Here is a 22,355-nt window from a genome sequence, read left to right on the forward strand (position 1 = left end):
GTTTCGGCTTCGAACAGGGGACGCTTCGGGATCGATCCTTCGGATCATGAACCGGACGGGCCGCAGGGTAGGTTCTCGGCCCATGGAGACACGGGGTTCGCGGCGCGCGCTGGTGCTGCCGGTGGCGGCGCTTCTGGTGCTGGTGGTGCTGGCCGTCGCGCTGACGGTGGCGGCGCGCGGCTCGGCGGGGGAGCCCGGGGCGGCGGCGGGCACCACGGCCGGTGTCACGGGCGGCCCGACCGGGCCGGCGCCGGTGGACCTGGCCGCGCGGGTGGACGCGTACACCGCGGGCTTCGGCCCGGCGGCCCCGTACGCGGTGCCCGACGCCGCGCAGCGCCAGGCGGTCGCGGACGGCGTGCTGCGGACGCTGGAGGGTCGGCCGGAGCAGGCCGGGCAGGCGCTGGCGCGGGTCGGCTACCGGCTGACCGAGTTCACCGAGGCGGGCAGCGGCCGCCGGGTGGCCGAGATCGCCGACGGCTCGGGGCAGTCGGTGGACGGGCGCGGCTGGGGCCGGGTCTACCTGGACCTCGCGGCGAAGGCCTCCTGGACGGTGCAGGTGCCGCACCCGGTCTCCGACAGCCGGACCGAACTGCTCGGCGTGGACCTCTTCCGGTCCGTGCCGGGCGGGGTGCTGGTGCTGGCGGGGGCGCACCGCAAGGCGGGTGCGGACGGCTCGTCGGACGTGGCGCACCGCGCCGACACCGTCTTCGCCGCGGTGGTCGAGGCGCTCACCGCGCGGGGCCTGCCCGGCATCCAGGTGCACGGCTTCGACGAGGACAGCCTGCCGGGCGCGGACGCGGTGGTCTCCAGCGGCGCCGGCCAGGCGGGGGCGGCGGCCGAGCTCACCGCGGGCGGGCTGGGCCGGGCCGGGTTCGCGGTCTGCCGGGCCTGGCGGGAGAAGTGCGGGCAGCTGCAGGGCGCCACCAACGTCGAGGGCCGGTTCGCGGCCGGCCTCGGAGTGCCGTGGCTCCACGTCGAACTGGCCAACGGGCTGCGCACCGAGCCGGCCCGGCGGGCGTCGGTGGCGGCGGCACTGGCCGCCACCGCGAACTCCTGGAGCGCGGGCCCGACGCCGTAGGAACGGTTCAGCAGGGGCGGCGGCGCAGGTCCAGCACGTAGTCGTGGGGGGCGCCGGCGCTCTCCGCGGCGTCGGCGATCAGGCCGAGGTAGCGGGCGGCGGGCAGGCCGCCCTCGTAGTCGTTGAGCACGTACGTCCAGACCTGGATGTCGCCGTCCAGGGTGTGCGCGCGCAGCTTGATCTTGCGGTAGATGCCGAGCTGGACGCCCTCCCAGCGGTCCAGGCCCTCCTCGTCCATCGGCGCGACGTCGTAGAGCGAGACGAAGACCTGCTCCTTCTCGTCCTCGACCACGGTGGCCAGTGAGCCCTCCCAGCCGAGCTGCTCGCCGCCGAAGGTGAGCCGCCAGCCGTCCAGCCAGCCGGTGCCGCGCAGGGGGGAGTGCGGCGCGCGGCGGGTCATCTGCCGGGCATCGAGGTTGGTGGCATACGCGGCGTAAAGGGGCATGGGGTGCAGCCTAGACGGTCCGGCGGGCGGCGGGCGGGGCCCGGGCGGTCCGGGGCGGACCGGCGGCCGGACGGAACCCCCGACCCCGGCGTGGCAGTCGTCCCGGCGTGCGGGACAATGGGGGACGTGACTCGGATCGTGATCATCGGTGGCGGACCCGGCGGCTATGAGGCGGCGCTCGTCGCCGCCCAGCTCGGCGCGGAGGTGACCGTCGTCGACCGCGACGGCTTGGGCGGATCGGCGGTGCTCACGGACTGCGTGCCGTCGAAGACGCTGATCGCGACCGCGGAGGTGATGACGACCTTCGACAGCTCGTACGAGGAGCTGGGCATCATCGTCGCGGACGACACACCTCCGCAGGAGCAGTCGGCCCGGGTGGTCGGCGTGGACCTCGGCAAGGTCAACCGGCGAGTGAAGCGCCTCGCCATCGCGCAGTCCCACGACATCACCCAGTCGGTGACCCGGGCCGGCGTCACCGTGCTGCGCGGCCGGGGCCGGCTCGGCACCGGCGGCCAGGGCGCGGACGGCTCCCGTGAGGTGCTGGTGGACGCGCCCGACGGCACCGTCCAGTCGCTGCGCGCCGACGCCGTGCTGATCGCCACCGGCGCCCACCCGCGCGAGCTGCCGGACGCCCAGCCGGACGGCGAGCGGATCCTGACCTGGACCCAGGTCTACGACCTGGAGGAGCTGCCGCGCGAGCTGATCGTGGTCGGCTCCGGCGTCACCGGCGCGGAGTTCGCCGGCGCGTACCAGGCGCTCGGTTCGAAGGTCACCCTGGTGTCCAGCCGCGACCGGGTGCTGCCGGGCGAGGACCCGGACGCCGCCGAGGTGCTGGAGGAGGTCTTCCGCCGCCGCGGCATGAACGTGATGAGCCGCAGCCGGGCCGAGGGGGTCAAGCGCTTCGGCGACCACGTCGAGGTGACGCTCTCCGACGGCAAGGTGATCACCGGCACGCACTGCCTGATGGCGGTCGGCTCGATCCCGAACACCGCCGGGATGGGCCTGGAGGAGGCCGGGGTCAAGCTCAACGACTGGGGCCAGATCCGGGTGGACCGGGTCTCCCGCACCAGCGCCCCGGGCGTCTACGCGGCCGGTGACTGCACCGGTGTCTTCATGCTCGCCTCGGTGGCCGCGATGCAGGGCCGGATCGCGATGTACCACGCGCTCGGCGACGCGGTGCAGCCGCTGAACCTGAAGACCGTCGCCTCCAACGTCTTCACCGACCCGGAGATCGCCACCGTCGGCTACACCGCCGCCGATGTGAAGTGCGGCAAGATGGACGCCGTCGAGGTCAAGCTGCCGCTGCGGGGCAACCCGCGGGCCAAGATGCAGGGCATCAGGGACGGCTTCGTGAAGCTGTTCTGCCGCCCGGGCACCGGCATCGTGGTCGGCGGCGTGGTGGTCGCGCCGCGCGCCAGCGAGCTGATCCACCCCATCGCGCTCGCGGTGGACGCCAATCTGACGGTCGAACAGGTGGCCAGCGCGTTCACCGTCTACCCGTCCGTCTCCGGTTCGACCGCAGAGGCCGCCCGCCAGCTGCACATACGGAAGCGGGCCGAGGGCGAATCCTGAGCATCCGAAGCGCAGTTGAGGGCGGCCGCCGTTCGGTGGCCGCCCTTCGCGTGCGCCGGAGCGTCACCCGGACGGCGGGCGCAGTCCCGGATCGTCGGCGGCGCGCATTGTACGGTCACGCGCCGTTCCGGCGTGAGCAATTCCCGCTACTAGCTGCAAACGCCTGAAAGCAGACGGTCACGCACGTTACCGTCGGTTCTGTGTTTGCAGCAGAACGTCGCCAGTTGATCCTCGAAATGGTGCGCGCCAACGGAGCCGTGTCGCTCCGCGAACTGGCCCGCGTCGTCCAGACCTCCGAAGTGACCGTGCGTCGTGACGTACGGGCGCTGGAGGCAGAAGGGCTCCTCGACCGCCGTCATGGCGGCGCGGTGCTCCCCGGCGGCTTCAGCCGCGAACCCGGCTACCCGCAGAAGACCCACCTGTCCGCCGCCGAGAAGAGCGCCATCGCCGATCTCGCCGCCGGTCTGGTGGAGGAAGGTGACGCCGTGGTGGTCGGCGCCGGTACCACCACCCAGGAACTGGCCCGCCGACTGGCCCGGGTGCCCGGGCTGACGGTGGTCACCAACTCCCTGCTGGTCGCCCAGGCGCTGGCACACGCCAACCGGGTGGAGGTGGTGATGACCGGCGGGACCCTGCGGGGCTCCAACTACGCCCTGGTCGGCAGCGGCGCCGAGCAGTCGTTGCACGGGCTGCGGGTCTCCAAGGCCTTCATCTCCGGCAGCGGGCTGACGGCCGATCGCGGTCTGTCGACCACGAACATGCTCTCCGCGAGCGTGGACCGGGCTCTGGTGCAGTCGGCCGCCGAGGTCATCGTCCTCGCCGACCACACCAAGCTCGGCGCGGACACCATGTTCCCGACCGTCCCGACCGACACCATCACCCGGCTGGTCACCGACGAGCGCGCCGGTGCCGACGACGCCACGGCGCGTGAGCTGGACTCGCTCGCCGACTGCGGGGTGCAGATCGACCTGGCGCCGCTCGGCGCCGCCCCGGCCGGGGACGGCCCGGTGCACGGCACCGGCAGCGGGCCCGTACACCAGACCCAGCCCGGCCCGCTGCCCCGCCGGGCCGGTCCTCCGCCCGGCGGCGCCCCGCTGCCCGGCCAGCGCCGCCCCCCGGTGCACGGCGGCCCCGGCGGGCCGGGCGGACCGCTGCCGGGCCGGCTCGCCGAGCTGGGCGTCCCGCGCGGCCGCTGAGCCGCGCGGGACGGCCGGTACGAACGCGACCGGTCCGCACACCCTGGGGGGTGTACGGACCGGCTGTACCGACGGGGTCCGCCGGTTCGTGCTCCTGTCAGTCCTTGATCTCGCAGAGCGCGGCGCCGCTGCTGACGCTCGCGCCGACCTCGGCCTTGAGGCCGACGACGGTGCCCGCCTTGTGCGCGTTCAGCGGCTGCTCCATCTTCATCGCCTCCAGGACGATGATCAGCTCGCCCTCCGCGACGACCTGGCCCTCCTGGACGGCGACCTTGACGATGGTGCCCTGCATCGGCGAGGCCAGGGTGTCACCGCCGACCGCCGAGCCGGCCTTCTTGGCGCCGACCCGGCGCTTGGCCTTGGCCGCACCGGCCCCGCCCGCCACGGGGGCGGCCGAGACGCCCAGCGAGGACGGCAGCGAGACCTCGATCCGCTTGCCGCCGACCTCGACCACGACGGTCTCCCGGCCCTCGGCCTCCTCGCCCTCGCCGGCCGCGCCCGCGAACGCCGGGATGGTGTTGTCGAACTCGGTCTCGATCCACCGGGTGTAGACCGTGAACGGGCCCTCGCCGCCGTGCACCTCCGGCGCGAACGCCGGGTCGGTGACGACCGCCTGGTGGAACGGGATGGCCGTGGCCATGCCCTCCACCTTGAACTCGGCCAGCGCCCGGCGGGCCCGCTCCAGGGCCTGCTTGCGGGTGGTGCCCGAGACGATCAGCTTGGCCAGCAGGGAGTCCCAGGCCGGGCCGATCACCGAGCCGGTCTCGACGCCCGAGTCCAGCCGGACGCCCGGGCCGGACGGCGGCGCGAACAGCGTGACGGTGCCGGGGGCCGGCAGGAAGCCGCGGCCCGGGTCCTCGCCGTTGATGCGGAACTCGAAGGAGTGGCCGCGCACCTCCGGGTCGCCGTAGCCCAGTTCCTCGCCGTCGGCGATCCGGAACATCTCGCGGACCAGGTCGATCCCGGTGACCTGCTCGGTGACCGGGTGCTCCACCTGGAGACGGGTGTTGACCTCCAGGAAGGAGATCGTGCCGTCCATCGCCACCAGGAACTCGCAGGTGCCGGCGCCGACGTAGCCGGCCTCCTTGAGGATGGCCTTGGACGCCCGGTACAGCTCGGCGTTCTGCTCGGGGGTCAGGAACGGCGCGGGCGCCTCCTCGACCAGCTTCTGGTGCCGGCGCTGCAGCGAGCAGTCACGGGTGGAGACGACCACCACGTTGCCGTGCTGGTCCGCCAGGCACTGGGTCTCGACGTGCCGCGGGTTGTCCAGGTAACGCTCGACGAAGCACTCGCCGCGGCCGAAGGCGGCGACCGCCTCGCGCACCGCGGACTCGTACAGCTCCGGGATCTCCTCCAGCGTGCGGGCGACCTTCAGGCCGCGGCCGCCACCGCCGAAGGCCGCCTTGATGGCGACCGGAAGGCCGTGCTCCCGGGCGAACACGACGACCTCGTCGGCACCGGTGACCGGGTCCGGCGTACCGGCCACCAGCGGGGCACCGGCGCGCTGCGCCACGTGCCGGGCGGTGACCTTGTCGCCGAGGTCGCGGATGGCCTGCGGGGGCGGGCCGATCCAGGTCAGACCCGCGTCGAGGACGGCCTGGGCGAAGTCGGCGTTCTCCGACAGGAAGCCGTAGCCGGGGTGGACGGCGTCCGCTCCCGAGTCGGCGGCGGCCTTGAGCACCTTGGCGATGTCCAGGTAACTGGTACCGGGGGTGTCGCCGCCCAGCGCGTAAGCCTCGTCGGCCGCGCGGACGTGCAGCGCATCCCGGTCCGGCTCGGCGTAGACGGCGACGCTGGCGATACCGGCGTCCGAGCAGGCACGGGCGACGCGGACAGCGATCTCCCCGCGGTTGGCGATGAGCACCTTGCGCACTGTGGCTCCCTTCTTGAACCTGGTCGAGTTTATGGAGTTCTTGACGGTACCGGCGAGTAGCCCCAGGTTGTGAACTATCCCACACACAGGGTGATGCGCCCAGGGAGCCGGTCGGCCGGCCGTCGGGGGGTCTTCCCAGGTCGTGGCCGGTGGTGCCGACGGGGGCCGATCCTCGCAGACGGCGACAGGGCGGCGTGGCGGTGTGGTGACCCTGGCCGCACTCAGGCCGTGGCCGCTCCCGAGGCCGTGTCCGTGTCCGTGTCCGGCGCCGTGTCCGTGACCGCGTCCGTGTCCGGCGCCGGGACCGGGTCGGCCGGGCGCTCCAGTGCCTGCGCGGTGACGTCCGCCGCGAGCTCCACCACGTCCGGTCCGTACGCCTCCGGGTTGACCACCCGCAGGACGAGGGCGAAGGTGCCGTCCTCACCGTAACGCCGGGCGAGCCCGCGGTGGTTGGCCATCAGGTAGCGGACGCCGGCGTGGTTGGCGATCCCGGTCTGCCCGGAGACCAGGAACACCGGGCGCCCGCCCCCGGGGGTGGCGAGGCGGGCCAGCAGGGTGTGGACGTGCCGGTCCCAGTCCACCACGAACTCGCGGTCGCCCACGACGATGACGTTGTTCGGTCCTTCCGGCCCGCTGGTGACCCGCACCCCGGGCAGCCCCCAGGCCAGATGGGCGGCCATCCGTTCGTTGCTGCTCGGACCGCCGAAGCAGAGCTCGGTCTTGGCGCCCAGGCCGCGGTGGACGCTGTCGTGCGCGACCAGTTCGGCCTGCGCCCCGCACTCCTTGACCAGGGCCGCCAGCTCCATCAGCGCGTAGGCGTCGCGGCGGGTCACCGTCCTGGCGTGCGCGCCGGCGCCGACACTGCGGTTGACCACGATCAGGCACTCGCTGCCGGCCGGCAGCCCGAAGAACGAGCGCACCCGCTCCTGGCGCCGCCTCCGCCGCAGGTTCTGTCCCAGCCAGCCGAGCACGGCGCTGATCGCGCTGGCCACCAGGCCCAGCAGTACGTTGAGCAGACTGTCGGCCATCCGCCCGCCCCTCCCCCGTCCGAACAGCGGCGGTCAGCCTAGCGGCGGTCGCCCGCCGCGACCATCGATGCCGCCGGAGCGCCCCGGCGGGTGCTACTTCGCCCAGAGGTCGGTGATGCGGACGCCCAGCTCCGCGAGCAGGGTGCGCAGCAGCGGCAGGGAGAGGCCGATGACGTTGCCCGGGTCGCCGTCGATGCCCTCGACGAACGGCGCCGAGCGGCCGTCCAGGGTGAACGCGCCGGCCACGTGCAGCGGTTCGCCGGAGGCGATGTAGGCGGCGATCTCCTCGTCGTCCGGGGTGCCGAACCGGACGGTGGTGGAGGCGGTGGCCGAGGACTGCTCGCCGGTGACGGTGTCGATCACGCAGTGCCCGGTGCGCAGCACGCCGGCCCGGCCGCGCATCGACCGCCAGCGGGCCAGCGCCTCGGCCGCGTCGGCGGGCTTGCCGAGCGCCTGCCCGTCCAGCTCCAGCACGGAGTCGCAGCCGATCACCAGCTCGCCGCCGGTCAGCTCGGCGGCGACCGCCTTGGCCTTGGCCTCGGCCAGGACGAGGGCGAGCTCGGCGGGGGTGGCGGCGCTGATCGCGTCCTCGTCCACGCCGCTGACCACCACGAGCGGGTCGAGGCCCGCCTGGCGCAGCAGCCCGAGGCGGGCGGGGGAGGCGGAGGCGAGGACGAGGGTGCGCTGGTCGGTCATGGCCACCAGGGTAGGGGGTGACGGTGTGGGCCGTTGGGGTACGGCGGCCCGGCCCGGGGGGTCAGAGCAGCAGCAGGACGGCGATCACCAGGGCGCAGGCGGCGAGCACCCGGCCGGCGCGGTGCAGCCGCTGCTGCATCCGCCGGGCCTCGGGGGAGGGCTCGTCGCGGGGGTCTGACCAGAGCACCAGTCCAGGGTGCGCCGCGCCCGGGCCGGACGCCTGAGTATCCGTACTCAGCTTTCGGGCAATCCGGGCCAACCGGCGCCGGAACGGACATGGCGGAAGCCGAAGCGGCGGAGCGGTAGGCCGGCCGGCCTCCCGCTCCGCCGGGCGGGGCGCCCTAAGCGGCCCAGCCGGAGGTGCGCCAGGCGTTGGCGCCGGGGCGCAGGACGGGGCGCATCCAGCGGGCGTGGTCGTTCCAGGGGGCTTCCGGGCCGACACCGGCGCGGCGGGCCGCCTCGGCGGCGGCCTGCGCGGCGGCGGCCCGGGCCTGGACCACCGCCAGGACGGTGGCGAGCTCCTCGGGGGTCGGCTGCCCGTGCAGCACGTGGATCGGGGCCATGGCTCAATCCTCTCGCGACTCGGGCTACAGCGGAATGTTTCCGTGCTTCTTGGGCGGCAGCACCTCGCGCTTGCCGCGCAGCGCCCGCAGGCCGCGCACGATGTGCCGACGGGTGTCGCTCGGCGCGATGACGGCGTCCACATAGCCGCGTTCGGCGGCCAGGTACGGGTTGAGCAGGGTGTCCTCGTACGAGGCGAGCAGCTCGGCCCGCCTGGTCTCGACGGTCCCGGCGGCCTCGGCCTCGGCGATCTCGCGCCGGTGCACGATGTTGACCGCGCCCTGCGCGCCCATGACGGCGATCTGCGCGGTCGGCCAGGCCAGGTTGAGGTCGGCGCCCAGGTGCTTGGACCCCATGACGTCGTACGCGCCGCCGAAGGCCTTCCGGGTGATCACGGTGATCAGCGGGACGGTGGCCTCGGCGTAGGCGTAGATCAGCTTGGCGCCGCGGCGGATGATGCCGTCCCACTCCTGGCCGGTGCCGGGCAGGAAGCCGGGCACGTCGACGAAGGTCAGCACCGGGATGTTGAAGCTGTCGCAGGTCCGCACGAAGCGGGCGGCCTTCTCGCTGGCGGCGATGTCCAGGCAGCCGGCCAGGTTCATCGGCTGGTTGCCGACGATGCCGACCGGGTGGCCCTCGACCCGGCCGAAGCCGGTGATGATGTTGCCCGCGTACAGCGGCTGGGTCTCCAGGAACTCGCCGTCGTCGAGGATGTGCTCGATCACCGTGTGCATGTCGTACGGCTGGTTCGCCGAGTCCGGCACCAGGGTGTCGAGTTCGAGGTCCTCGTCGGTGACGGTGAGGTCCGCCTCCTCGGGGAACGACGGCGGGTCGGAGAGGTTGTTGGGGGGCAGGTACGAGAGCAGGCTCTTGACGTACTCGACCGCCTCCTTCTCGTCCGAGGCGAGGTAGTGCGCGTTGCCGGACTTGGTGTTGTGGGTGCGTGCGCCGCCCAGCTCCTCCATGCCGACGTCCTCGCCGGTGACGGTCTTGATCACGTCGGGCCCGGTGATGAACATGTGCGAGGTCTGGTCGGCCATCACCACGAAGTCGGTGATCGCGGGGGAGTAGACCGCGCCGCCCGCGCAGGGGCCCATGATCAGCGAGATCTGCGGGATCACCCCGGAGGCGTGGACGTTGCGGCGGAAGATCTCGCCGTACAGGCCGAGCGAGACCACGCCCTCCTGGATCCGGGCGCCGCCGGAGTCGTTGATGCCGACGACCGGGCAGCCGGTCTTCAGCGCGAAGTCCATCACCTTGACGATCTTCTCGCCGAAGACCTCGCCGAGCGAGCCGCCGAAGACGGTGAAGTCCTGGGCGAAGACGGCGACCTGGCGGCCGTCCACGGTGCCGTAGCCGGTGACCACGCCGTCGCCGTACGGCCGGTTCTTCTCCTGGCCGAAGTTGACCGAGCGGTGCCGGGCGAACTCGTCGAACTCCACGAAGGAGCCCTCGTCCAGCAGCTCGGCGACCCGCTCACGGGCCGTCAGCTTGCCCTTGGCGTGCTGCTTCTCCACGGCCTTCGCGGAGCCGGAGTGCACCGCCTCGTCGATCCTGCGCCGCAGGTCGGCGAGTTTGCCGGCGGTGGTGTGGGGGTCGTACGGCGCCTCGGTCATCGGGTGGCTCTCCCTGATCCATGGGCCGCGTCCTGTTCAGTGGCGGGCAGGTCCGCACGGGACTCGCGCTTGAGGGCAGGGCGGCACAACGAACTACCGTTGGGTAGCGTAGCCAGCGCGTGGCGTTTCCCGTTATGGCCATCGACACAGTGTGTTAACGCGCGTTCTGCGGGACGATAAGGCGGCCTACGGCCTTTAGGGGACCTAGGGTTTCCCGCATGACCGACGCCAACGATGCACCGCGTGAGCCCGTCGTCCGCCGCCGCAGTGGTCTGCGCGGCCTCGGACACGGCGGTCCTTCGCCCTGGACCGATCTGGACCGGCCGCCGCTGGACGCCGGGGCGCTCCGCCGTGACCTGGTCAGGGAGGGTGGGTTCTGGACCTCGCTGGACGTCGTCGCCGAGACCGGCTCCACCAACAACGACCTGGCCGCCCTGGCCCGGGCGGGCGCGCCGCAGGGCGCGGTGCTGGTCGCCGAGGTACAGAACGCCGGGCGCGGGCGGCTGGAGCGGCAGTGGACGGCGCCGACCCGGTCGGGGCTGTTCCTCTCCGTCCTGCTTCGCCCGGACGGGGTACCGGTCGAACGGTACGGCTGGTTGCCGATCCTGGTCGGGGTGGCGGCGGCCAGCACGCTGAGCCGGGTCGCCGAGGTCGAGGTCGGCCTCAAGTGGCCCAACGACCTCCAGGTGGTCGTGGACGGCACGGAGCGCAAGCTCGGCGGCATCCTGACCGAGCTGAGCGGCGGCGCGGTGGTGGCCGGCCTGGGCCTGAACGTCTCGCTGCGCGAGGCCGAGCTGCCCGTCCCCACCGCCGCCTCGCTGGCGCTGGCCGGGGCCGCGGTGACCGACCGGGCCACGTTGCTGCGCGCGCTGCTGCGCGAGTTCGCCGACCTGTACGCGGAGTGGACGGCCGCCGCCGGGGACCCGCACGCCAGCGGCCTGCTGCCCGCGTACACGGACCGCTGCACCACGCTCGGCCGGCCGGTGAAGGTCCTGCTGCCGGGCGACCGGGAGCTGCTCGGCGAGGCGGTGGCGATCGACGGCGACGGCCGGCTGGTGGTCCGGACGCCCGACGGCGCGCGCCGCGCAGTGGGCGCGGGGGACGTCGTCCATGTGCGCCCCGAGCCGCGCTGAGCGGCAGTCTTCACCTCTCCTTGACCCGGGCTGATGCCCCGGATCGAGCGATTCCGTGCGAACATTCCACCTGGCAGCAGTGTGAGGCGCGCCACTGCCCGCCGGGTGGCGGGCGCGCCCCCGGACAGGCAGGACACGAGGCAAGTGCGGCAACCGCACGGGGACGGACCGGTGGCAGAGGACGGCGGCGACGGCGGTACGGCGGGCACCCACGACCAGACGGTCGCGCTCGACCTGGAACGCCTGATCCTGGACGCGCCACGCCGCTACACCCCGTACCAGGCCGCGCGGGCCGCCGACGTCCCGATGGAGCTGGCCACCCGGTTCTGGCGCGCGATGGGCTTCCCGGACATCGGGCAGTCCCGGGCGCTGACCGACGGTGACGTGATCGCGCTGCGCCGGCTCGCCGGTCTGGTGGAGTCGGGCCTGCTCAGCGAGACGATGGCGATCCAGGTGGCACGCTCCACCGGACAGACCACCGCCCGGCTGGCCGGCTGGCAGATGGACACCTTTCTGGACAACCTCACCCAGTCCGTCGAGCCCGGCCTGACCCGGGCCGAGGTGGCGTACCCGCTGGTCGAGCTGCTGCTGCCGGAGCTGGAGCAGTTCCTGGTGTACGTCTGGCGCCGGCAGCTGGCCGCCGTCACCGGCCGGGTGGTGCAGGCCGCCGAGGACACCGAGATCACCAGCGGCCGGCTGGCGGTGGGCTTCGCGGACCTGGTCGGCTTCACCCGGCTGTCGCGCCGGCTGGAGGAGGAGGAGCTCGGCGAGCTGGTCGAGACCTTCGAGAACACCTGCTCCGACCTGATCGCCGGCCAGGGCGGCCGGGTGATCAAGACGCTCGGCGACGAGATCCTCTACGTCTCCGAGGATCCGGTGACCGCCGCCGAGATCGCGCTCAGCCTGATCGAGGCGCTGGCGGAGAACGACACCATCCCCGCGCTGCGGGTCGGCATGGCCTTCGGCACCGTCACCTCGCGGATGGGCGACGTCTTCGGCACCACCGTCAACCTGGCCAGCCGGCTGACCTCGATCGCGCCCAAGGACGCGGTGCTGATCGACGGCGAGTTCGCCACCGCGCTGGAGCAGCACGGCAGCGTCGCCCCGGCCGACGCGGACGGGCCCGGGCTCGCCGAGGCCCTGTCGGCCGCCGCCGGGATGCCCGCCCCTGGTCTGCCGGTGCCCGGGCCGGACGCCGGGCACCGCTTCAACCTCCAGCCGATGTGGCGCCGGCCGGTGCGCGGGCTCGGGCTGGTCGAGCCCTGGCTGCTGTCGCGGCGCCCGCGCACCCAGCCGTAGCGGCCCGCCCCGGGGACGGCCGGTGGCCGACGGGTGACGGTTGCCGCGCGGACGCAGGTGGGCTCGCGGCCGGACCGGGGTAGGAAGGGGGCGGATGTTGCTCGGACGGCGCCCGGGTGACGGTCGGACGCCGGCCCGGTGATGGCCGGACGGCGGTCGGCCGGTGGGTATCCGTACGGCTGAAACCCGTACGGCCTGGCGGACCGATCCGGGCAAACGGGGCATAACCGAGCGAAACCGCCATAGTCTTGGTGCAAGCGGCCGGATGGGTGCGGGGCTCGGCAGGGGGCGCCCCGGGGGCCGAGCAGGACCGAGCACAGGGAGCGAGGCGAGCCGGTGAGCAGTGAGGCGATCGTGACGGACCGCGACGTCGACCGGGCGCCGCAGCCGCCCGTCGTTCCCGATCTGCGGCTGACGTCCGTGGTCGAACTCGCCCAGGACATGGCGGGGGCGCTCACCCCGCTGGAGGCCGTCAGAGCGGCGGCCGTCCGCGCCACCGAGGCCCTCGGCGCCACCATGGCGGCGGTCTCGGTCTGGGACCGCGAGTCCGGCCGGCTGCGGGTGCTGGTCAACCACGGCGAGCTGGCGCCGGGGGAGGAGGAGCTGCCGGAGGACGAGTCCTACCCGGTGGCCGACTTTCCCGAGATCGTCACCTATCTGGAGGAGCGCTGGACCACCGGCCGGCTGCCCCGCGCCTGGGTGCAGACCGCCGAGAACTCGATCCCGCACCCCGGGCACTCGCACCCGACCGCGGGCGCGTACTGCCAGGAGCGCGCGGCCGCGCTGCGCCGGCGCGGGCGGGCCTGCTGCGTGGTCGCCCCGATCGTGCTGCACGGGCAGGCCTGGGGCGAGCTGTACCTGGCGCGGACGCTCGGGCAGCCGGAGTTCACCGAGGCGGACGCCGACTACGCCACCCTGCTGGCCGCCCAGGTCTCGGCCGGTCTCGCGCAGACCGAGCGCCTGGCCGACCTGCGCAAGCTGGCCTTCTCCGACCCGCTGACCGGCCTGGCCAACCGCCGGGCCGTGGACGCCCGGCTGGAGAGCGCGCTGGAGGCGCACAACCGGGACAACACGGTGGTCTCGCTGGTGGTCTGCGACGTCAACGGCCTGAAGCGGGTCAACGACCAGCTCGGCCACGAGATGGGCGACCGGCTGCTGGAACGGTTCGCCCACCAGCTGTCGCTGGCCGCCGCCAAGCTCCCCGGCAGCCTGGCCGCCCGGCTCGGCGGCGACGAGTTCTGCCTGCTCGTCGAGGGCCAGAAGGCCGACGAGGTGGTCGCCGTCGCCGAGGAGCTGTGCGCGCGGGCGCTGGCGCTGGCCGAGGGCGAGGGCGTCGCCTGCGGGGTCGCCTCCACCGGGGACTCGATCGGCCCGGTCACCACCCCCGACCGGCTGTTCCGGCTCGCCGACGCCGCCCAGTACCGAGCCAAGGCCGCCCGCGCCGCCCACCCGGTGGTGGCCGGGCGCAGCCACGGCCCCGGCTTCTCGCCCGACCCGACCGTGCTGCTCGCCGACGCCGCCGACCCGCACCACCGGGCCGACGGGCGGGGCCGGCACGCCGGCCGGGCGGGGGCGGGCGACCGGCGGCGGTTCCGGGGCGCCGCGCACAGTGCGGACCCGGGCCAGCTGCTCACCGCCGTGCTGTCCGCGCTGGACCAGCACGGCTCGGTCCGCGCGATCCACCCCGCGGACACCATCGGCAAGCTGGTCGTCGTCGCCGAGACCTCGGCCCGGCTGCTGGACACGGTCGGCTGGTGGGTCTCGTACGTGCCGCCGGGCTCGCAGCTGATGCGGACCGTGCGGCACGCCGTCTACCGGATGACCAGCGGGCCGAGCAGCAGCCGGGCGGAGACCCAGCGGGCCCAGATCGAGGCCCCGGACGCCGTCTTCGACCTGCGGCACTACCCGATGACCCGGCGGGCGGTGCGCGGTGGCGCGTTCGCGCTGCGCTCCGGGGCGGCGGGGAACGACCCGGCCGAGGAGGCCATGCTGGTGGTCTCCGGCTACCGGGGGATGGTCGCGGCGGGCGGGCAGAACGCGGCCGGCGGCTGGCTGGTCGAGCTGTTCGCGGACGACGCCACGCTGCCGCTGGGGCAGGTCACCGCCGCGATGCGGGCGCTCGTCGCGGTGGCCCTCTCCGGCCCGGCCTCGCCGCCCCCGGGGTAGGGCGGCGCGGCCCGCGCGGCCGACCTGGTCGAGGCGCGGCTGCCGGGCGGCGGCGCGGGAGGGGTCAGCTGATCCGGTCGGGGCGGGTGTAGACGTTGGCGCCCTCGCCGCGCAGGAAGCCGACCAGGGTCAGACCCAGCTCCTCGGCCAGGTCCACCGCGAGGGAGGACGGCGCCGAGACGGCCGCCAGCAGCGGGACGCCCGCCAGCGCGGCCTTCTGGGTCAGCTCGAACGAGGCCCGGCCGCTGACCAGCAGGACGTGCCCGGCCAGCGGCAGCCGGCCCGCGCGCAGCGCCCAGCCGACGACCTTGTCCACCGCGTTGTGCCGGCCGACGTCCTCGCGCGCGCAGAGCAGCTCGCCGGTCGCCGGGTCGAACAGTCCGGCGGCGTGCAGGCCGCCGGTCGACTCGAAGGTCCGCTGCGCCTCCCGCAGCCGGTCCGGCAGCCCGTACAGCAGTGCCGGGGGGACGGTGAGCGGGTCGTCCGCGACCTTGTGGCGGACGTGGGTGCGGACGGCGTCCACGGTGTCGCGGCCGCAGAGGCCGCAGGCGCTGGTGGTGAGCAGGTTGCGGTGCGCGGAGAGCGGGAGCGCCCCGGGGGTGCGCAGGGTCGCGTCCACCACGTTGTAGGTGTTGGCGCCCGCCTCGTCCGTCCCGGCGCAGTAGCGCAGCGCCGCCAGCTCGTCGGCGGTGTGGACCAGGCCCTCGCCCACCAGGAACCCGGCCACCAGGTCGAAGTCCTGCCCCGGGGTCCGCATGGTCACCGTCAGCGGCTCGCCGCCGAGCCGGATCTCCAGCGGCTCCTCCGCCGCCAGGGCGTCCGGCCGCGTACTGCGCCCGTCCCCGCGCAGCCGCACCACCCGCCGCCGCGCCGTCGCTCGCGTCATGGCACCTCCACCTCCGTACGGTCCCGTGGCCACCAGCGTGCGTCAACGGCCCCGGTGTCCGAGAATCCTGCCTGGGGTTCCTGACCGGCCGCCGGCCGGGGGTTCCATGATGAGCCAGGACGGTTGTCATATCTTCATTCACCTGATGTGATGGTGTATATGGATATGCACAGTGCTGTGGCCCCCGACGCGCCGCTCGTCCAGGTCGGCAAGGCCGACGTCAGCGCCGAGGACGTGCTGGCGGTCGCCCGGGGGAACGCCCGGGTCGAGATCGGTCCCGACGCGATCGCCGAGATGGCGGCCGCCCGCGCCCGGATCGACGCCCTCGCGGCCGAGCCGCGCCCCGTCTACGGCGTCTCCACCGGGTTCGGTGCGCTCGCCGTGCGGCACATCAGCCCCGAGCTGCGGGCCCAGTTGCAGCGGTCGCTGGTGCGCTCGCACGCCGCCGGGATGGGGCCCGCGGTGGAGCGCGAGGTGGTCCGGGCACTGGTCTTCCTGCGGATGAAGACGCTGGCCTCGGGCCGGACCGGGGTCCGCCCGCTGGTCGCGCGGACCATGGCCGCGATCCTCAACGCCGGCATCACGCCGGTGGTCCGCGAGTTCGGCTCGCTCGGCTGCTCCGGCGACCTCGCGCCGCTGTCGCACTGCGCGCTCGTCCTGATGGGCGAGGGCGTGGCCACCGGCCCGGACGGCGTGGAGCGCCCCGCCGCCGAACTGCTCGCCGCGGCCGGCATCGAGCCGGTCGAGCTGCTGGAGAAGGAGGGCCTGGCCCTCATCAACGGCACCGACGGCATGCTCGGCATGCTGGTGATGGCCATCGCCGACCTGTCGCGCCTGTTCACCACCGCCGACATCACCGCCGCGATGACCCTGGAGGCGCTGCTCGGCACCGAGAAGGTGCTCGCCCCCGAGCTGCACGCCCCGATCCGCCCGCACCCCGGCCAGGCGCTGAGCGCCGCCAACATGCTGGCCGTCCTCAAGGACTCCGGCCTCACCGGCCACCACCAGGACGACGCGCCGCGCGTCCAGGACGCCTACTCGATCCGCTGCGCCCCGCAGGTGGCCGGCGCGGGCCGCGACACGCTCACCCACGCCCGGCTGGTCGCCTCCCGCGAGCTGGCCGCCTCGGTGGACAACCCGGTGGTGCTGCCGGACGGCCGGGTGGAGTCCAACGGCAACTTCCACGGCGCCCCGGTGGCGTACGTGCTGGACTTCCTCGCCATCGCCGCCGCCGACCTGGGCTCGATCTCCGAGCGCCGCACCGACCGGCTGCTGGACAAGGCCCGCTCGCACGGGCTGCCGGCCTTCCTGGCCGACGACCCGGGCGTGGACTCCGGCCTGATGATCGCCCAGTACACCCAGGCGGCGCTGGTCAGCGAGAACAAGCGGCTCGCGGTGCCGGCCTCGGTCGACTCGATCCCGTCCTCCGCGATGCAGGAGGACCACGTCTCGATGGGCTGGTCCGCCGCCCGCAAGCTGCGCCAGTCGGTGGAGAACCTCGGCCGGATCCTCGCCGTCGAACTCACCGCCGCCGCCCGCGCGCTGGAGATCCGTCAGCAGGCCGACGCCAGTGGCACGGTGGCCCCAGCCACCGCCGCCGCGCTGGCCGCCGCCCGGGCGGCCGGGGTCGGCGGCGCGGGCCGCGACCGCTTCCTCTCGCCGGACCTGGAGGCCGCCGCCGCGCTGGTCGCCTCCGGCGGGCTGGTGCGGGCGGTCGAGCAGGTCACCGGGCCGCTGGCCTGAGCCGTGGCGGGGGGGGGCGCGGGGGGGGGGGCCGGGGGGGGCGCCCCCCCCCCCCCCCCCCCCCCCCCGCCACCGCTTGGCCCTGGCCTCCTCGCGGCGGTCGCCCATGGCGGCGGCCACGTTGACGCCGACGATGCCCGCCCAGCAGACGATCAGGCCCATGACGCCGTTCCCCGGGCCGCCGGTCGCGATGGCGGTGAGCGGGATGCCCAGCACCAGGGAGGCCAGCGGCAGCTTCGAGTTCGAGCGGCCGGACGGGCGGCGGCGCGGGCGCTCCGCGATCCCGGACTCGTCGAGCCGCTCGGCCAGCCGGCGCTCCAGCCGGGTGTCGAGGCGGGCGTCCAGCCGGGACTCCAGCCGGGACAGGAACGAGTCGACCAGCTCCGCTTCGTACTCCTTGCCGAGTTCCTTGCGCGCCTGCAGGGTGGCGTCGAGGTCGCGCCTCAGTTCGTCCTGGCGAGTGTCCATGGCCACCAGCGTGCGCCCGGGCGGCCGGGCCGGTCCACCGGTTCGCCAGGTAATCCGGGCGGGTTCAGGGAGAAATCAGGGTTACCCCGAGGGTTCGTCCGCCCGCCGGGGCGTCTCACCGGCCGTCCCGGCGTACGAGACGTCTTTGCCAGTGGCGGCGCACTGCTGCACAGTCGTCGTCCGAACAGCTCGCATCCGGAGGTACCGCTGATGACCGCCACCGACGACACCGGCACGGTCGGCCCCTCCGCGCGGCTGCTCCAGCTGTTCGAGGGTCACCGGCTGACCCCCACCCAGCGGCGGATCGCCCACTCGCTGGTCCGGCACGCCACCGAGGCGCCGTTCCTCTCCAGCGTCGAGGTCGCCGAACTGGCCGGCGTCAGCCAGCCGTCCGTCACCCGCTTCGCGGTGGCGCTCGGCTACGACGGCTACCCGGCGCTGCGCAAGCAGCTGCGTGAACTCGGTGCCGGCGAGCCGGCCGCGCCGGAGAGCCCGGACGACGCGGTGCGCAACGAGCACCAGCAGGCCGTCCTGGCCGAGATCGAGCACCTGCGCCACCTCGCCGAACTCCTCGCCGACCCCGAGCCGGTCACCCGGGCCGCCCGGCTGCTCGCCGCCTCCCGGCCGCTGCCGGTGCTCGGCCTGCGGGCCGCCTCCGCCCAGGCGCGCGGCTTCGCCTACTTCGCGGCCAAGGTGCACCCGGACGTCCGGCTGCTCGACGAGGGCGGCAGCATGCTCGCCGACCGCATCGAACAGGCCGCCGCCGGCGGGGCGAGCGCGCTGCTCTGCTTCGCCCTGCCGCGCTACCCGCGCGAGCTGATGGACGCTCTGGCGGTGGCCCGGGAGTGCGGGCTGACCGTCCTGACCGTCGCCGACAGCGCCTTCGCGCCGGTCGCCAAGCTCTCCGACCTGATGCTGCCGGCCGCCGTCGGCACCGGCCTGGTCTTCGACACCGCCTGCGCGCCGATGATGCTCGGCCGGGTGCTGCTCCAGCGCATGTGCGACGAACTCCCCGGTGCCGAGGCCCGGTTGGAGGCCATCGAGCAGTCGGCGACGGCTCGTGGGCTCTTTCTGGAGTAGCCCCCGGGGCGCGGCGGGAATCCTGTCAACAGGCCCGTACCCAGGGCCGATCGGCAGGGGGAACCTGTGATGCGCGTGATCCACGAGATGAAGTTCGTCGGCCGGCTCGCCTCGGGCGCCGACGAGTGGTCCTGCCCGACCTGCGGACGGCGCGTCACCCTGCGCCGGCTGCCCGACCCCGAACTGACCGTCCTCGACCCGGGGGACGAGAGCGCCGTCCACGTCGGCGTCATCGAACCCGACGCCCGCGCCGCCGAGGCCGCCGAGAGGTACGGCCTCGGTCCCGTCCAGGAGATCCCCCGGCCGCCCCGCCCGCCGGCCACCGCCACCACCCCCGACGCCGCCGACCGCCGCTGGCTCGCCGAGATCGGCATCGACTGGGACGGCGACGAGGCGGCCTGAGACCTGCCCGGAGGCGGGCGTGCGGGCGATCGCGTTTCGGTCAGAACCGCGGTGGACGCAGGCCCGGGCACGTGTCCTGGCGCTGCTTCAAGACGGCCGGGACCCTGTCCAGCCGCAAGGCCTGGGCAGCCGGCTCGGCATCGAGGCACGCGAGCGGATGGTGGAGCGTCGCGTGGCCGGCTTCGAGGTGGCGGTGGTGGATCGGTTCGTGGTGGCTGATCCGGTTGCGCAACCGCATCATGGTGACGAACCTCCGGTGCAGGTCGTCACGGCGCCCGATGTCGCTCGGGAAGGCCCGGTGGAGCGCGGGAACCCAGAACGTCCGGGCATGCCGTCCGGAGAGCAGCTTCACCCAGAACCCGAACGAGAGCTCCGCGACAACGTCGTCGGCCGTCACCTGCCTGTGGCGGATCCGGCGCTCGCACTTGCGCCGTGCAGGGCGTTGCGGAGCGTGACCTCCAGGCAGTGCAGCGCCGTAGAAGGCTGCGGAGACCTCGATGTTCCACCGGTGCAGCCGGGCGGCCTCCTCCCCTGCACCGGTGGCCGGCGCATGGGGCTCCAGCCGTGGCTCCGAAAGGCTTCGAAGCATCCAGGTCGGCCGTTCGCCGGTGTTCACAAGGCCCCCCGATGGACGGCGGGACCCTTCAGGTCCCGGAGGACGGTGCTGCCGTCGAGCGGGTAAGCCCCGGGTCGCCTCTGCGTGCATGCCGCCCGGGGCACTGCTGTTTTCCGCCCCGGGCCGCGCCGGGCGATCCTGCGGATCAAGCATCATCGCGACGGGTGCTCGTGCGGGACACCTCCGGCGCGTGGCCTGCGGTTGTGCTGCGTCAGCGCCGGATGCTCTGCAGTGGACGCTTGCTGCCGTCGCTGAGGGTGAAGAAGGACCAGCCGTTCCTCGAACCCGAGACGTCCGGGTTGTAGTGCTGGACGATTGCCCGGGCGGCCGAGCTGGGCGTCTTGTGCGAGGTGCCGTCCAGTGGGCCTGAAGTGATGTCCACGCGGCTGGTTTCGGGGTCGAACAGGGCCTTGGTGAGGAATCCCTCGTACGTCGCGTGGACGGCCACGCGCTTGTCGCCGGGCGGTACCGGCGCGTTCTGCCGCGCCGCCGGGGCGGCCAGGCTGGCGTCGGCCACCAGTCGGGCGACCACCTGGCCGGGCGTGACGCCGGCCATCCGGGCGGCGAACTCCAGGGCTCGGGCGGTCTGGATGTCGATCTCGACCTGCGGCATGGCGTGTCTCCCCTCTCTGCGCGACGATGCTGCATACCCTATCACGGTGGTGCGCGGAGTGCTCTGGAGTGCTCTGAATTCTCCCGATGCCCTCGGTCTCAACCCTGGCCAGAGGCTGAGTGATTGGATATATTCAGCCAGGTAGAAACTGAATGAATTCATCCGCAGGGAGGCCGGGAGCATGGTGCAGCAGCAGACGGGCGGGCCGCGTGAGGTGCGCGCGGCGCGGGGTACGACGCTGACGGCGCAGGGGTGGCAGCAGGAGGCCGCCCTGCGGATGCTGATGAACAACCTCGACCCGGAGGTGGCCGAGCACCCGTCGAAGCTGGTGGTGTACGGCGGCACCGGCAAGGCGGCGCGGGACTGGCGGTCGTTCGACGCCATGGTGCGCACGCTGGAGGGGCTGAAGCGGGACGAGACCATGCTGGTCCAGTCCGGCCGCCCGGTCGGTGTGATGCAGACCCACGAGTGGGCGCCCCGGGTGCTGATCGCCAACTCCAACCTGGTCGGGGACTGGGCGAACTGGGAGGAGTTCCGGCGGCTGGAGTCCCTCGGGCTCACCATGTACGGGCAGATGACCGCCGGGTCGTGGATCTACATCGGCACCCAGGGCATCCTCCAGGGCACCTACGAGACCTTCGCCGCCGTCGCCAACAAGCGCTACGGGGGCACCCTGGCGGGCACCATCACCCTCACCGCCGGGCTCGGCGGCATGGGCGGCGCCCAGCCGCTGGCCGTCACCATGAACGGCGGCGTGGCGATCTGCGTCGACTGCGACCCGTCCCGGATCGCCCGCCGGATCGAGCACCGCTACCTGGACGTCGAGGCCAAGGACCTCTCACACGCGCTGGAACTGGCCACCGCCGCCCGCGACAAGCGGCAGCCGCTCTCCATCGGCGTGCTGGGCAACGCCGCCGAGCTGTTCCCGCAGCTGCTCGCGATGGACGCGCCGATCGACATCGTCACCGACCAGACCAGCGCCCACGACCCGCTGAGCTACCTGCCGCTGGGCGTGGCCTTCGACGACATGGCGACCTACGCGGCCGAGAAGCCCGCCGAGTTCACCCAGCGCTCGCGCGAGTCGATGGCCCGGCACGTGGAGGCGATGGTCGGCTTCCTGGACCGCGGCGCCGAGGTGTTCGACTACGGCAACTCGATCCGCGGCGAGGCCCGGCTGGCCGGCTACGACCGGGCGTTCGCCTTCCCCGGCTTCGTCCCGGCGTACATCCGGCCGCTGTTCTGCGAGGGCAGGGGCCCGTTCCGCTGGGCGGCGCTCTCCGGCGACCCGCAGGACATCCACAAGACCGACAAGGCCGTCCTCGACCTCTTCCCGGAGAACGAGTCGCTGCACCGCTGGATCAGGATGGCCCAGGAGAAGGTGCACTTCCAGGGCCTGCCCGCGCGGATCTGCTGGCTCGGCTACGGCGAGCGCGACAAGGCCGGCGAGCGGTTCAACGACATGGTGGCGTCCGGCGAACTGTCCGCGCCGATCGTGATCGGCCGCGACCACCTGGACTGCGGCTCGGTCGCCTCCCCGTACCGGGAGACCGAGGCGATGCTGGACGGCTCCGACGCGATCGCCGACTGGCCGCTGCTCAACGCCATGGTCAACGTCGCCTCCGGCGCGTCCTGGGTCTCCATCCACCACGGCGGCGGCGTCGGCATCGGCCGCTCGATCCACGCCGGCCAGGTCACCGTCGCCGACGGCACGCCGCTGGCCGGCGAGAAGATCCGCCGGGTGCTCACCAACGACCCGGGCATGGGCGTGATCCGGCACGTGGACGCCGGGTACGACCGGGCCGCCGAGGTCGCCGACGAGCGCGGGGTGCGCGTCCCCATGCGCGAGCACGGCCCGACGGGTGCGCTGTGACCGTCAAGCCCCCG

General features: G+C 73.8%; 19 protein-coding genes and 1 pseudogene. 10 read left to right on the forward strand and 10 right to left on the reverse strand.

Annotated elements, in window-relative coordinates; genetic code table 11:
• Positions 1-82 precede the first annotated feature (82 nt).
• The gene (locus ACIP82_RS12085) at positions 83-1,078 is read left to right on the forward strand and encodes a hypothetical protein (RefSeq protein WP_400653192.1); all 996 of its coding nucleotides are present in this window, start codon (positions 83-85) and stop codon (positions 1,076-1,078) included.
• Between the two features lie 7 nt (positions 1,079-1,085).
• Here ACIP82_RS12085 and ACIP82_RS12090 read toward each other — a convergent pair whose 3' ends face one another.
• Positions 1,086-1,523, reverse strand: coding sequence for a gamma-glutamylcyclotransferase (locus tag ACIP82_RS12090; protein WP_363605668.1), 438 nt, complete (start codon positions 1,521-1,523; stop codon positions 1,086-1,088).
• A gap of 117 nt (positions 1,524-1,640) precedes the next feature.
• On the opposite strand from ACIP82_RS12090, the gene ACIP82_RS12095 reads away from it, so the two are divergent.
• Together ACIP82_RS12095 and ACIP82_RS12100 are read left to right on the forward strand one after the other, a co-directional pair.
• Complete coding sequence (locus tag ACIP82_RS12095) at positions 1,641-3,095, forward strand: NAD(P)H-quinone dehydrogenase (protein ID WP_363605670.1); 1,455 nt, start codon at positions 1,641-1,643, stop codon at positions 3,093-3,095.
• A 236-nt stretch (positions 3,096-3,331) separates the two neighbouring features.
• The gene (locus ACIP82_RS12100; RefSeq protein ID WP_400653315.1) at positions 3,332-4,291 is read left to right on the forward strand and encodes a DeoR/GlpR family DNA-binding transcription regulator; all 960 of its coding nucleotides are present in this window, start codon (positions 3,332-3,334) and stop codon (positions 4,289-4,291) included.
• 97 nt (positions 4,292-4,388) lie between these two features.
• Here ACIP82_RS12100 and ACIP82_RS12105 read toward each other — a convergent pair whose 3' ends face one another.
• The 6 genes from ACIP82_RS12105 to ACIP82_RS12130 all read right to left on the reverse strand — a co-directional run bounded on the left by ACIP82_RS12105 (position 4,389) and on the right by ACIP82_RS12130 (position 10,065).
• On the reverse strand, positions 4,389-6,164 hold the full coding sequence (locus ACIP82_RS12105) for a biotin carboxylase N-terminal domain-containing protein (RefSeq protein WP_363605674.1): 1,776 nt from the start codon (positions 6,162-6,164) through the stop codon (positions 4,389-4,391).
• A gap of 221 nt (positions 6,165-6,385) precedes the next feature.
• Positions 6,386-7,192 (reverse strand): hypothetical protein, encoded by an 807-nt coding sequence (locus ACIP82_RS12110; RefSeq protein ID WP_400653195.1) that lies wholly within the window; start codon positions 7,190-7,192, stop codon positions 6,386-6,388.
• 93 nt (positions 7,193-7,285) lie between these two features.
• Positions 7,286-7,888: a nucleoside triphosphate pyrophosphatase gene (locus tag ACIP82_RS12115; protein ID WP_363605678.1), complete on the reverse strand. Its 603-nt coding sequence runs from the start codon at positions 7,886-7,888 to the stop codon at positions 7,286-7,288.
• A 61-nt stretch (positions 7,889-7,949) separates the two neighbouring features.
• A complete protein-coding gene (gene mmpB / locus ACIP82_RS12120; protein WP_363605680.1) occupies positions 7,950-8,075 on the reverse strand; it encodes a morphogenic membrane protein MmpB in 126 nt (41 codons plus the stop codon).
• 154 nt (positions 8,076-8,229) lie between these two features.
• Positions 8,230-8,451 (reverse strand): acyl-CoA carboxylase epsilon subunit, encoded by a 222-nt coding sequence (locus ACIP82_RS12125; protein WP_363605682.1) that lies wholly within the window; start codon positions 8,449-8,451, stop codon positions 8,230-8,232.
• A gap of 24 nt (positions 8,452-8,475) precedes the next feature.
• On the reverse strand, positions 8,476-10,065 hold the full coding sequence (locus tag ACIP82_RS12130; RefSeq protein ID WP_400653197.1) for an acyl-CoA carboxylase subunit beta: 1,590 nt from the start codon (positions 10,063-10,065) through the stop codon (positions 8,476-8,478).
• Between the two features lie 218 nt (positions 10,066-10,283).
• On the opposite strand from ACIP82_RS12130, the gene ACIP82_RS12135 reads away from it, so the two are divergent.
• The 3 genes and pseudogenes from ACIP82_RS12135 to ACIP82_RS12145 all read left to right on the forward strand — a co-directional run.
• Positions 10,284-11,198, forward strand: coding sequence for a biotin--[acetyl-CoA-carboxylase] ligase (locus tag ACIP82_RS12135; protein ID WP_363605686.1), 915 nt, complete (start codon positions 10,284-10,286; stop codon positions 11,196-11,198).
• 33 nt (positions 11,199-11,231) lie between these two features.
• Complete coding sequence (locus ACIP82_RS12140) at positions 11,232-12,497, forward strand: adenylate/guanylate cyclase domain-containing protein (RefSeq protein WP_400653199.1); 1,266 nt, start codon at positions 11,232-11,234, stop codon at positions 12,495-12,497.
• A 441-nt stretch (positions 12,498-12,938) separates the two neighbouring features.
• Positions 12,939-14,075: pseudogene (locus tag ACIP82_RS12145) on the forward strand (diguanylate cyclase domain-containing protein); the annotation flags it as partial.
• A gap of 652 nt (positions 14,076-14,727) precedes the next feature.
• Here the strand turns inward: ACIP82_RS12145 and fdhD are convergent.
• Positions 14,728-15,549, reverse strand: coding sequence for a formate dehydrogenase accessory sulfurtransferase FdhD (fdhD, locus tag ACIP82_RS12150; RefSeq protein ID WP_363605690.1), 822 nt, complete (start codon positions 15,547-15,549; stop codon positions 14,728-14,730).
• Positions 15,550-15,708: 159 nt separating this feature from the next.
• On the opposite strand from fdhD, the gene hutH reads away from it, so the two are divergent.
• The 3 genes from hutH to ACIP82_RS12165 all read left to right on the forward strand — a co-directional run bounded on the left by hutH (position 15,709) and on the right by ACIP82_RS12165 (position 19,242).
• Positions 15,709-17,292, forward strand: a complete 1,584-nt coding sequence (gene hutH, locus ACIP82_RS12155; protein ID WP_363605802.1) for a histidine ammonia-lyase — start codon at positions 15,709-15,711, stop codon at positions 17,290-17,292.
• A 678-nt stretch (positions 17,293-17,970) separates the two neighbouring features.
• Positions 17,971-18,840, forward strand: coding sequence for a MurR/RpiR family transcriptional regulator (locus ACIP82_RS12160; RefSeq protein WP_363605694.1), 870 nt, complete (start codon positions 17,971-17,973; stop codon positions 18,838-18,840).
• Between the two features lie 69 nt (positions 18,841-18,909).
• Entirely contained in the window at positions 18,910-19,242 is a 333-nt protein-coding gene (locus ACIP82_RS12165) for a hypothetical protein (protein ID WP_400653202.1), read from the forward strand.
• Positions 19,243-19,282: 40 nt separating this feature from the next.
• Here the strand turns inward: ACIP82_RS12165 and ACIP82_RS12170 are convergent, their stop codons facing one another.
• Positions 19,283-19,858, reverse strand: coding sequence for a hypothetical protein (locus ACIP82_RS12170; RefSeq protein WP_400653204.1), 576 nt, complete (start codon positions 19,856-19,858; stop codon positions 19,283-19,285).
• Between the two features lie 211 nt (positions 19,859-20,069).
• Positions 20,070-20,471, reverse strand: a complete 402-nt coding sequence (locus ACIP82_RS12175; protein WP_400653206.1) for a hypothetical protein — start codon at positions 20,469-20,471, stop codon at positions 20,070-20,072.
• Between the two features lie 181 nt (positions 20,472-20,652).
• On the opposite strand from ACIP82_RS12175, the gene hutU reads away from it, so the two are divergent.
• Positions 20,653-22,341, forward strand: coding sequence for a urocanate hydratase (gene hutU, locus ACIP82_RS12180; RefSeq protein ID WP_363605700.1), 1,689 nt, complete (start codon positions 20,653-20,655; stop codon positions 22,339-22,341).
• The last annotated feature ends 14 nt before the right edge of the window (positions 22,342-22,355 follow it).

Source organism: Kitasatospora sp. NPDC088548 (assembly GCF_044753005.1).
Taxonomy (GTDB): Bacteria; Actinomycetota; Actinomycetes; order Streptomycetales; family Streptomycetaceae; genus Kitasatospora.